The following is an 11,534-nucleotide window of genomic DNA, read 5'->3' on the forward strand; positions in this document are numbered from 1 at the left end:
GTGCCGCACCGGTGGACGACGCGCCCCGGACCTGAGCAACCCGGACCTGAGCAACCCGGGCCTGGGCGAGGAGCTCGCCAAGCCGGCGCACGTCCGGATCGGTCAGCAGGCGTTCCACCGTAACCGGCCGACCGGCGGAGTCGGTCACCGGGAGCCGCCAGTTCGGATAGGCATCGGTCGTGCCCGGCAGATTCGGCTGATGCCGGTCGCCCAGCGCGTCACCCGGCGACCCGAGCACGATGCGGCACGGAGACCGCACCAGCAGCCGGTGCAGCGCGAAAACGATCTCCTGTCGAACGGCGGGGCCGAACTCCTCCCGGAGGGCGGGGTCAAACTCCGGCCGGCCGCTCCCGCCGGGGTTCCCCCGTCCGCCGAGGCCCGCCGCTGCGCCCGCCGGATCCACCAGTCCCTCGGATCGCACCAGCTCGACCAACGCGTCCCGCCCGGCTCGCCAACCGGCCGCCTCGGCCTCCTCCGAACGCCCGAGCAGCCCCAACCGGGCGCGGGTGCGCACGTGCTCGCCCTCGAGGTAGCCGGCGGCGGTGGGCAGGTCGTGCGTGGTGAGGCTGGCCATCGTCGCCGCCCGGTACGCCGTCGGCGGCGACGGCCGGCCCTCGGCGTCCTGCTCGAACCACAGCACCGTCGAACCCAGCACGTCCAGGCGGGCGAGCGTCGTCGCCACCGACGCCTCGACGGTACCCAGATCCTCCCCGACGACGACGGCGCCGGCGCGGGCGGCCTCCAACGCGAGCAGGCCGAGCATCGCCTCGGCGTCGTAACGCACGTACGTCCCGTGAGCGGCGCCCGCCCCAGCCGGAATCCACCACAGCCGGAACAGGCCGAGGATGTGGTCGACCCGCAGCCCGCCGCCGCGGCGCAGCACCGAGGCAACCATCTGACGCAACGGCGCGTACCCGGCCTCGGCCAGGGCATCCGGCCGCCACGGCGGCAGCCCCCAGTCCTGGCCCTGCTGATTGAAGGTGTCCGGTGGGGCCCCCACGCTCGCGCCGACGGCGAGAACGTCCTGCAGTGCCCAGGCGTCCGCACCGCCCGGATCGACGCCGACGGCCAGGTCGTGCACGATCCCGGCGGCCATCCCGGCGGCCCGGGCGGCGGCCTGCGCCGCGGCGAGCTGCTGGTCGCAGCGATGCTGGAGCCACATGTGGAAGGCGACGCGGTCGGCCAGCTCCGCCCTCGCCTCGGCGACGGCGGGCGCGCCCGGATGAGCGAGACGCGCCGGCCAGGTCCGCCAGTCCGGGCCGTACCGCTCAGCGAGCGCGCTCCAGGTCGCGAAATCGATCAGGTCGGACCCGGCCGGCTCGGCGGATGCCACCTGCTCGCCGCCGCGCCGGAAGACCTCGAAGAGCAGTTCCAGCGCGGCCAGCTTCGCCCGCCACACCGCGTCCCGATCGAGCAGACCGTCCCGCCGACCGTCGCGGCGGGCGCCGCGGGCGAGCTCGTCAACGGCCGACCGGGTGGCGGGATCGGCCCGAGCGTACTCGGGCGTCCGCTCCGGTCGCAGGTAGAGCGGGGAGACAAAACGGCGGCTCGCGGGCGAGTAGGGGGACGCCGCGACGGGCAGGGTCGGCGCACCCGCATGCAGCGGATTCACCAGCAGCACGCCGGCACCTGCCCGGCCCGACCAGTCGGCGAGCGTCGCGAGATCGCCGTAGTCCCCCATCCCCCAGGACGACGCCGAGGTGAGCGCGTAGAGCTGGATCATCCAGCCCCAGCCCCAGGCGCGGGCCGGCGGGGCGAGGGCGGCGGGGCCGGGCACCGCGGCCGGCACGGCGACGACCTGGCAGCGATGCCGCTCGGTTCCGGCGTCGACGTGCAGCACGTGGTCCCCCAGGGGCAGGCCCGCCGGGAGCCCGATCGGCCGGGCGACCCAGGGCACGCCGTCGAGCACCCGCTCGGCCAGGGGGGCGCCAGGGGGATCGAGGACGACCCGGCCGCCGGTGCCGAGCTCCAGCTCGGCGTATGGAATGACATCCACGGGCGTGTGAACGACCACCGGGCGCGGTGCTGCGGCGACGACGACGGCGCAGGCCGGCACCCGGCGTCGCCAGGGCCGTTCCAGCGCCGCCGCGAGCGCCGCGGCGGGATCCGTCGGATCGACCCCCGCCAGCCGCAGGACGGCCCGGACGGTGTCCGGCGCAACCTGTACCGGGACACCATCGGCCCCGAGGTAGGACGTCGCCACACCGGACACCGCGGCGAGTTCGGCGAGGACCTGGTCGACGGCGGGGTCCACCACTGGCGCCCCGGCGGGCTGCGGTCCCGCCGGGGCGGTGGGACCAGTGGCGGGCGCGGGGGACGCGGGCGCGGATGCGGTGGGCACGGCGGGGCAGTCGGAAGTCACGACCTGAGATTCTCGCCCGCGCGGTCCGGAGGCGGAGCGGCGCCGCCCGGCGGGTTCGGCTCCGGGCCCGGTGCGGTGGCCGGGCCCAGCGGACCGGGGTCGTCGACGACCGGCAGCCGCATCCGCAGCAACGCCCCGCCACTCGGAGAGCTCTCCGCGGTGACGGTACCCCCGTGGGTGTGCACGGCATCCGCGACGATCGCGAGGCCGAGCCCGGATCCGGGCAGGCCCCGCGCGGAGGTGGCCCGGTAGAAGCGGTCGAACGCCTGCGCGCGGTCCTCCGGCGCGATGCCCGGTCCGTCATCCGCGACGGTTACCTCGCCGTCCCGGGAGCCGACCCGGACGACGGAGGCGGGCGGCGAGAACTTCACGGCGTTGTCGAGCAGGTTGGTGACTGCCCGTTCGAGCATGTTCGCCCGCCCGTCGACCGTCGAGGACGTCGCGTCGACCTCGATGCCGACGCCCTTGCCGGTGGCGCGGCGCCGGGCCCGTTCGGCCGCGGCTCGCACGATCTCCGCGAGATCGAGCCGTTCCACCTCCTCGGTGGGCGCCTCGTCCCGGGCGAGCTCGACCAGTTCACTGACGAGGCCGGACAGTTCGCGCATCTGCGCGCCCACGTCGCGCAGCAGCGCCTCACGGTCGGCCGCGGGCAGCGCGCGATGCGGGTTCGCTTCGGCGCGCAGCAACAGTTCGATGTTCGTGCGCAGGCTCGTCAACGGGGTGCGCAGCTCGTGGCTGGCATCGTCGACGAGCTGGCGCTGGCGGGCCCGGGACGCCTCCAGCGCGCGCAGCATGCTGTTGAGGCTCTCCGCCAGCCGGGTGATCTCGTCGGATCCGGTCACCGGGATGAGCGCCGACAGATCCTGGGTGCGAGCGACCTCCTCGGCGGCCGCGGCCGCGGCGTCAACGGGTTTGAGCGCGGCACGTGCCACGATCTGTCCGGCGAGCACCGAGCCGACCACCCCGACGATCCCGACGACGAGCAGCACCAGCGCGAGATCGCGCAGGGTCCGGTCGACGTCGGTGGTCGGCCGGGCGAGCTGCAATGCACCGCCGGACGCGGGACGTTGCAGCGGAACCGTGACAAGCCGGTAGGACTGCCCGTCGACGGCGATCGTGCGCAGGTTCTGGGCCCGCTCCCGCCGGGCCACCTCGGCGTCGGCGGAGTCGACCGGGATCCGCATGCTGTTCCAGGACGAGACGGCGTTCTCCAGCGGATTGCCGGCGGCATCGAGGAACTGGCCCTCCAGCCCGAAGCTGAACGCCTGCAGTTCCAGCCCCAGCGGACTGGTCTGGATGGTGTGCGCCGACGCCTCAGCCTGCTCTACGAGCTGGTCGTCGATGGCCTGGTTCAGCACGATGCTGGTCGCCCCCAGCGACACCCCGGCGACGACCGTCACGGCGGCAGCCACCGCCATCCCGACAAGCAGGGCGAGCCGAGCCCGCAATGTCAGCTGACCGAGCGGGGAGGAAAACCGGATCCTGGAGTGACGTCCCGGGTGGACGCGCCGCGCGAACCCGTCCAACCGGCCGGCGCGCCCGTTCACCGCCACCTGCCCCACTGCCGGCTGCCCCGCTGCCACCTGCCCCGCTGCCGGGCGACCCGTCAACGGCTGCGGCCACCACGGCGATGGCGCGGCCCCCTGGTCGGGGGCACTGCTCACGCGCGGTCCCCTGACGGCTCACGCAGCACGTAGCCAACTCCGCGCACGGTGTGCAACAGCCTGGGCTCGCCGTTCGCCTCGAGCTTGCGGCGCAGGTAGCTCACGAAGACCTCCAGCGAGTTCGATGTCGGGCCGAAGTCATACCCCCAGACCCGCTCCATGATCATGGAGCGGGAGAGCACCTGACGCGGATGGGCGAGAAACAACTCCAGCAGCTCGAACTCGGTCTTGGTCAGAATCAGCTCCCGATCACCGCGGGTCACCTGGCGGCTAGCCTGATCCAGACAGACCCCGCCATAGCACAGCGTCGAGTCGGGGATCCCCTTGGACCCGTCCGAACCGGCCGCCCGCACCCGCGCGGCCAACGCCGCCCGGCGGATCAGTGCCCGCAACCGGGCGAACAGCTCCTCCAGGGCGAACGGTTTGACCAGGTAGTCGTCGGCACCGACGTCCAAGCCGCTGACCCGGTCGGCCAAACCGTCCCGGGCGGTCAGCATGAGCACCGGGACGTCGTCGCCCTGGGCCCGCAGCCGACGGCAGGTCTCCAGCCCGTCCGCCCGGGGCATCATCACGTCCAGCACGACGATGTCCGGCCGCTCGCGGCCGATGACGCCGAGCGCGTCCGCCCCGTCCACCGCCGTGGCCACCTCGTACCCCTCGAACCGCAGCGAGCGTTCCAGGGACTCCCGGACCGCCGCGTCGTCGTCCACCACCAGTACCCGCACGCCCCCAGTCTGCCTTCACCCGACGCGGTGATGGTGCTGCGCGGGGCCGGTCTCAGGAAGACATACCGCGATCCTCAGGACAGTTTCAGCCACCGTGAGCCCAGACTGCCCAGCACGCCCAGACCGCCCAGACCCACCGGCACGCCCAGATCATCCCCTCAACCGCGACGGGTCGGGGGCGGGCGGGTCGATCCGTGCCCGCGGCAGATCCGTCCCCTGAGCGTCCGCGGCACCCCCGCCGACCCCGGCATCCGGATCCGCGTCGTCCTCCGCACGGCTCCCGGCGGTCTCCTCGTCGTCGTTGACCATGGTCACCTCACTGCGTTGCACGGAACCGAGCTCGATCCCGGCCGCGCCAAGCGAGGTCCGGACCCGCTCACGCAGCTCGCGCGCGACCTCCCACTGCTTGAGCGGCTGGGTCTTGATGGCGACACGCAGGGTGTAACCGTCCGAGGTCATGGTCTCCATCCCCCAGACCTCGGGCTCGGCGAGGATGAGGCTGCTCCACTTCGCGTCCGCCCAGAGCTCGTTCGCCGTCCGGGCCAGCACCCGTTTAGCGGTGGCGACCTCGGTGTCGTAGTCGAGCGGAACGTCGAGCACGGTCCGTGCCCATTGCTGGCTCTTGTTACCGACCCTGGTGATCTCGCCGTTCCGGACGTACCAGACGGTGCCCTCGACGTCACGCAGTCTGGTCGTCCGGAAACTGACCGCCTCCACGGCACCGGAGACCGGACCGAGATCGATCACGTCTCCCACCCCGTACTGGTCCTCCAGCAGCATGAACATCCCCGACAGGAAGTCCCGGACGAGGTTCTGCGCACCGAAACCGACCGCGACTCCCAGCACACCGGCGCTGGCGACGATGGGGGCGAGATTGATACCCAGCTCGCCCAGGATGCTGAGGAAGCCCAGGCCGAAGATGAAGATGGACGTCACGCTGCGCAGCAGCGAACCGACCGTCGCCGCACGCTGACGGCGCCTTTCCATCAGCACCGCCGGATCGCCGAACGCGCCCAGCAGAGAGCCGGCGCGGGAACCCCGGAACAACCCGCCCCAACTGCCGGAACCGGTCCGTTCGGTGGCGTGTCCGATGTCGGTGGTGCGCCGGATGAACCGGTGCAGCAGCGCCCGCACCACAAACGCGATCACCAGAATGAGCGCGATGCGGATCGGGGTACCGAGGAACACCTCAGCCCCGGAGGCAAGATAATTACTGTGGGTAATGTCGTAGACGGTGCGGCACAGCAGCCCCGGATCGGTCCCGCAGGCGTCCCGCAGCGCGGTCGCAACGCCCTCCAGGGACACCAGCGGGTCAGAGGTCACCGACGGGCTCGGCGAGGGCAGTGGAGTGGGCGTCGTCAGCCCGGACGTCGGGCCCGGCACTTCGGTGGGTGACGGCGAGGCGGACAGCAGCATTCCCAGCGACGGGATGAGAGGCTGAGCCAGCAGGGACGGGGCGGGCGTCACGGCGTCGATCATCCTTCCAGTCGATTGCGATCATTCGAAGTTCCTCGAGCAGGCCGAGGTCACCGGCCCTCCCGCGCTCACGGCGGCGCGGGCGGCGGCCGCAGATCAGTCTCACCCATGCCGGTGGCCCGGCGGTGGGGGCCCCGATCCGGTCGGCGGACAGCCACGCTCCGACCCAACCACTCTCCGACCCAACCCGGCCAGGTCTCCCATCACACCCGAAAAAACACTTTCCGTATTGATGCGGCCACAAAATGGTCGCCTGTATGTGACAAAGGCCATGAGATATGTGCAGCGCCACGGCACGAAAGGCGATGACCATGCAAACAGGCTCGCGTTCTGCCGCAGAAGAAGGTTGACTGTCCATTGTCACCGGAGACGCTGGGCAGAACGGCCCGCAAAGGGCCCTCGGTGGGCAGGAGGTCGGCGCGTGGCAGAGGCGCTGGTTCTCAATGCCACGTACGAGCCTCTGTGCGTGGTGTCGCAAAGGCGCGCGCTGGTGTTGGTCCTGACCGACAAGGCCGTCATGGTCGAATCGGCCGGGCAGGTTCTTCGGTCCGCGACGGCCTCCGTCGATGTCCCGATCGTGGTCCGGTTAGCGCGTTTCGTCCGGGTGCCGTACCGCTCGCAGATCCCGCTGACCCGCAAGGGTGTGCTGGCCCGCGACCATCATCGCTGCGTGTACTGCAATGCTCCGGCAACATCACTGGATCATGTCATTCCACGCTCCCGTGGGGGCCCGCATGCGTGGGAGAACGTCGTGGCGGCCTGTGGCCGCTGCAACCATCTGAAAGCCGACCTGGCCGTCGCTGATCTCGGCTGGCGGCTCCGCACGGCGCCACGGGCGCCGAGCGGAGCCGCTTGGCGCATTCTGGGCTCCCGTCGGATGGATCCACGCTGGTCGGCCTACCTGAGTACCGACGTGACCGAGGCCGCCTCGGCCTGACGGCACCCGCCCGGAGCGTCCTCTGCCCGGGCGTCCTCTGCCCGGGCGTCCCCGCCTGTTCGAGGCGTTCCCAGGCACAGCGACGGCAGATCGGCCGGATGCCAGGGTACGGCGAGACCTGCCAGGGCAGCTAACCTGCATGCGCATCCTCGTCACCGGGGCGACCGGGTACATCGGCGGCCGGCTGGCTCCCCGCCTGCTCGACCGTGGCCACCATATCCGGGCCATGACCCGGGATCCCCTCCGGCTGCGGGACATCCCATGGGCCGCCCGGGCGGAGGTCGTCCGCGCCGACGCCCGGGATCCGGAGTCGTTGCGGTCCGCGCTCGACGGGATCGAGGTCGCCTACTACCTCATCCACTCGATCGACGGTGGTGGTGACTTCTCCGCGGTCGACCGGCGGGCGGCGAACGCCTTCGCCGTCGCGGCCCGGGCGGCCGGTGTCCGCAGGATCGTCTACCTCGGCGGGCTGAGCCCGGCGACGACGGGTGGCACGTCCGCCCATCTGAGCTCCCGCCAGGAGGTCGGGAGGATCCTGCTCGGCTCGGGGGTGCCGACGATCGTGCTGCGTGCGGCGGTCGTCATCGGCAGCGGCAGCGCCTCGTTCGAGATGCTGCGCTACCTGACGGAGCGCCTGCCGGTGATGCTGACGCCGCGCTGGGTGCGGACCAGGATCCAGCCGATCGCCGTCCGGGACGTGCTGCACTATCTGATCGGCGCTCTGGACGTCCCCGACGACGTCGAGGGCACCTTCGACGTGGGCGGCCCGGACATCCTGACCTATGCGGAGATGATGCAGCGATTCGCCGCCGTCGAGGGGCTGCGGCGCCGGATCATCGTCCCGGTTCCAATCCTGTCCCCCGAGCTGTCCTCGCTGTGGGTCGGGCTCGTCACCCCGGTGCCGGGCGGCATCGCGAGGCCGCTCATCCGTTCCTTGCGCAACGAGGTGGTGGCCCACGACCACCAGATCGCCCGCTGGATCCCCGATCCCGCCGAGGGACTGCTGCCCTTCGACGCCGCGGTGGCCCTCGCGCTGGCCCGGGTGCGGGCACGTTCGGTGAAGACCCGCTGGTCGACGGCGGTGTGGCCGGGATCGGGAGGCGCATCGGACGACGGGGACGGCGCCGGTGCCACGCGCCCCCCGAACGAGCCCCTGCCGACCGACCCGCAGTGGGCCGGGGGATCCCTCTACGTCGACGAGCGCAGCATGGCCGTGGCGGCGCCGCCGGCCTGTCTGTGGCACGTCATCGAAGGCATCGGGGGCGACAACGGCTGGTACTCGTGGCCCCTGGCCTGGTCCGCTCGCGGCCGGCTGGACACCGCCATCGGTGGCGTCGGTCTGCGCCGGGGTCGGCGTGATCCGCAGCGGGTGCACGCCGGGGAGGCTCTGGACTTCTGGCGGGTCGAGGAGATCGAACCGGGCCACCTGCTCCGGCTGCGTGCCGAGATGAAGCTGCCCGGCGAGGCCTGGCTGGAACTACGCTCGATGGTCGACGCCGAGGGCACCACGACCTACTGGCAGCGCGCGAGTTTCCTGCCCCGCGGACTTCCCGGGCAGCTCTACTGGTGGTCGGTCAGCCCGTTCCACGCGGCCGTCTTCGGTGGAATGCTGCGCAACATCGTGCGCAAGGCCGAGGACGAATGGGCCACCGGCGCCGTCGCCACCGCCTGATCACGCGGCCTCGGCCCGGCTCGTCAGGTGGCCCGGCTCGTCAGGTGGCCCGGCAGCGGATGCTATCCCCAGGAGCGGCCCTGGACCGGCGGGTCGAGGGGAGGCTTCCGGGACAGGCCCGCCGAGGGAGACGGATCGGGCCTGACGATCGGTCTCGTCGGGCCGGCGGCACCCGGCTCCCGGTCGGGTATCTCGATATCGAACCAGACACGCTTGCCCCCGGGGGTCATCTCCACGCCCCAGGCCAGCGCCAGCGCCTCGACCAGCAGCAGGCCCCACCCCGACTCGGGCTCGGGTTTGTTCTCCGCGGCCGCGCCGGGCCGGGGCAGATGCGCGCCTTCCCGGTCCTCGACACTGATCCGCAGCCGACCGGGTTCCATCGATGCCCGCAGCACCAGATCACTGCGGGCGTGCAGCACCGCGTTCGTCACCACCTCGCTGACCAGCAGCGTCGCGTCCTCGACGGAGGTGATCCCGCATTCGGCGAGGACCGAGCGCATCGCTGTCCGGGCCTCGCCGGCCGACGCGGCCACCGCGGGCAACGCGAGTTCGAGCAATGGCGGGTTCACGGCCTGCGTGGTGAGCACCACCATGGCAGTATCGTCGTCGGTCCGGGCCGGGAGACCGGCGGCGATCAGGCACCGTTCGAGCAGCGTGCGGGCGGTCTCCTCGACGGGGCCCTCGCCGGGGCCGTTGACGGTGTCCGGACCGAACCAGCTACGTGCCGCGAAGTTCACCCTGCGCGCCCGGCGCCGCCGGTCCACCCAGGAGCGGCGTTCCGGCACCCCGGGGGGTGGGCCGAGCGACGGGCCGGGGGCCCGCCGATCCGTCCACGCCTTCCCGGTCCGTTCCGCCTTCCCGGTCCGTTCCGCGCTCAGGCCAACGCCCTCGCCCTCGCTTCCAGCCGCCACGTCGGCACCCGCCGCGACTTCGACCGCCTCGAGGCCTGCCGCGGCCGCCCGGGCACGCTGTGCGGTAAGACCGCGTCGAAGATTGTCCAGGCCGTCCACGAGCGGGCGGCGTCGCGACTCCACCAGGCCGTCGGTGAACATCACCAACGCCGATCCGGGTGGAAGCGCGACGGTCGTCTCGCTGAACACCGCCCCCTCGCCGACTCCCAGCGGGAGCCCGGGGTCGAGCACCAGATAGTCGGGGTCCTCGTCGGGAAGGATCACCAACGGCGCGGGATGGCCGGCGTTCGCGATCGTCGCCCGGCCGGTGTCCCGGTCGTAGACGGCGTACATACAGGTCGCAAGCTGGAGACCGGGCAGCAGGCCGACGACCCGGTCAAGCCGGGTCAGCACCTCGACGGGGCTCCAATCCTCCAGAGCGTAGGCGCGCAGCGCCGCCCGCAGCTGGCCCATCACCGCCGCGGCATGCAGGCCGCGCCCCATCACGTCACCGATGGCCACCCCGACTCGCCCCCCGGCGAGCGGTATGACATCGTAGAGATCGCCTCCAACCTCCGTCCCTGCCGTTCCCGGCCGGTACTCCATCGCGATCTCGACCCCGTCGAGTGCGGGGGGATGCGCCGGCAGGAGCGACCGTTGCAGGGTCAGCGCGGACTCCTGTGCCTCGCGGAAGCGTTGTGCGTTCTCCAGCGCGACGGCCCCCCGCCGGGCGAGGTCCTCCAGCAGGTTCACCTCCGCTCCGGAATAGAAGCCGGTGCCGCGCCCGACAGTGATCGCGCCGAGGATCCGGCCGTGCGCCGGCAACGGGACGGTGACGGTGGGACCGCTCTGGATCCGGCGGAACTGCTGATAGGCGAGCTCGTACGGGAACAGCGGCACCGGGCGCAGCTCATCGAAGTCCGGCAGACAGTACGTCTGGCCGTTACGCATGACGACGCCCGGCGGGAAGTCGTCCGCGAGTTGGGGCGGCCGCGTGGCGACAATGGCCCGCATGATCTTGCCGGCTTTCGGGTCGTGGAAGACCGAGGCGCCGAGCCTGACCTGGTCGCCCTCGCGCAGCCACACCAAGGCGCCCGTGCCGAGACGGGGCACGGCGAGTCCGGCGATCAGGTCGACGACCCGATCGGGGTCGAGGGAGGTGCCGAGGACGAGACCGGCATCGGCCAGGAAGGACGGGTCGGAGCCACCCAATCCGTCGTCATGGTCCCCCCGAGCACCGTGGCACAGCGCGCGGACAGCCTCCCGCGCGGCCCGCAGACCTGCGGACGCCGACCGCCGCACCTGATCGGACTTCCGTGATTCACCGACAAACCCTGATATACCGGGCGCATAGGGCGAAATCCCGGTGGACGGTTCCGACGTCACGGGCACACCATCACATCCCCGACCAAATCCGATTCTCGGTACTGCTCCGTAACAGCCAGTCACCTGGCCCACCTGCGGCAGTCTAGTTCGGATATCGGATATCACGCATCGGGGGAACGTCGGCCCGAGCCGCAACCAGTACCCCATCGCCCTCCCTTTCGCCCCCACCGGCCGGGTTTGATGCTGGATAGGCATCACCCGACCGAGGAACACGCGCTCCGCCGCGCCGTCCCGACGCGGCGGAGCGGTCCCTGGGTAGGCGCACAACAGGGGCACCTGCACCAAAAAGGCCAGGAACGCCAGAAGGAGCCAGATGAGGACACATTATTCTGTTGAGGACTGCCCCACAAAGACACCCTCATCTACTAAGGGAGATAAAATACCTTAGGAGTCGAAATGAAATAACTTGCGCGTTTCGAACC

At 71.6% G+C, this 11,534-nt stretch carries 7 protein-coding genes; 2 read left to right on the forward strand and 5 right to left on the reverse strand.

What is annotated here, in order from left to right; all coding sequences use genetic code 11:
* The 4 genes from malQ to ACY5KJ_RS12100 all read right to left on the reverse strand — a co-directional run.
* Nucleotides 1-2,257: 4-alpha-glucanotransferase (malQ, locus tag ACY5KJ_RS12085; RefSeq protein ID WP_462203377.1), on the reverse strand; the 2,257-nt coding region annotated here is incomplete at its 3' end.
* Nucleotides 2,258-2,358: 101 nt separating this feature from the next.
* On the reverse strand, nucleotides 2,359-4,026 hold the full coding sequence (locus ACY5KJ_RS12090) for a sensor histidine kinase (RefSeq protein ID WP_462187008.1): 1,668 nt from the start codon (nucleotides 4,024-4,026) through the stop codon (nucleotides 2,359-2,361).
* The gene (locus ACY5KJ_RS12095; RefSeq protein ID WP_462187007.1) at nucleotides 4,023-4,751 is read right to left on the reverse strand and encodes a response regulator transcription factor; all 729 of its coding nucleotides are present in this window, start codon (nucleotides 4,749-4,751) and stop codon (nucleotides 4,023-4,025) included. Before ACY5KJ_RS12095 ends, ACY5KJ_RS12090 begins: the two co-directional genes overlap by 4 nt.
* A 150-nt stretch (nucleotides 4,752-4,901) precedes the next feature.
* Nucleotides 4,902-6,230: a mechanosensitive ion channel family protein gene (locus ACY5KJ_RS12100; RefSeq protein ID WP_462187006.1), complete on the reverse strand. Its 1,329-nt coding sequence runs from the start codon at nucleotides 6,228-6,230 to the stop codon at nucleotides 4,902-4,904.
* A 418-nt stretch (nucleotides 6,231-6,648) separates the two neighbouring features.
* Between ACY5KJ_RS12100 and ACY5KJ_RS12105 the strand changes: the two genes are divergently transcribed.
* Both ACY5KJ_RS12105 and ACY5KJ_RS12110 read left to right on the forward strand, forming a co-directional pair.
* The gene (locus ACY5KJ_RS12105) at nucleotides 6,649-7,164 is read left to right on the forward strand and encodes an HNH endonuclease (RefSeq protein WP_462187005.1); all 516 of its coding nucleotides are present in this window, start codon (nucleotides 6,649-6,651) and stop codon (nucleotides 7,162-7,164) included.
* 139 nt (nucleotides 7,165-7,303) lie between these two features.
* Complete coding sequence (locus ACY5KJ_RS12110; protein ID WP_462187004.1) at nucleotides 7,304-8,836, forward strand: SDR family oxidoreductase; 1,533 nt, start codon at nucleotides 7,304-7,306, stop codon at nucleotides 8,834-8,836.
* Between the two features lie 62 nt (nucleotides 8,837-8,898).
* On the opposite strand, the gene ACY5KJ_RS12115 is transcribed toward ACY5KJ_RS12110, so the two are convergent.
* Complete coding sequence (locus ACY5KJ_RS12115; RefSeq protein WP_462187010.1) at nucleotides 8,899-11,028, reverse strand: ATP-binding SpoIIE family protein phosphatase; 2,130 nt, start codon at nucleotides 11,026-11,028, stop codon at nucleotides 8,899-8,901.
* Nucleotides 11,029-11,534 lie beyond the last annotated feature (506 nt).

This window comes from Frankia sp. CcWB3 (assembly GCF_977927595.1).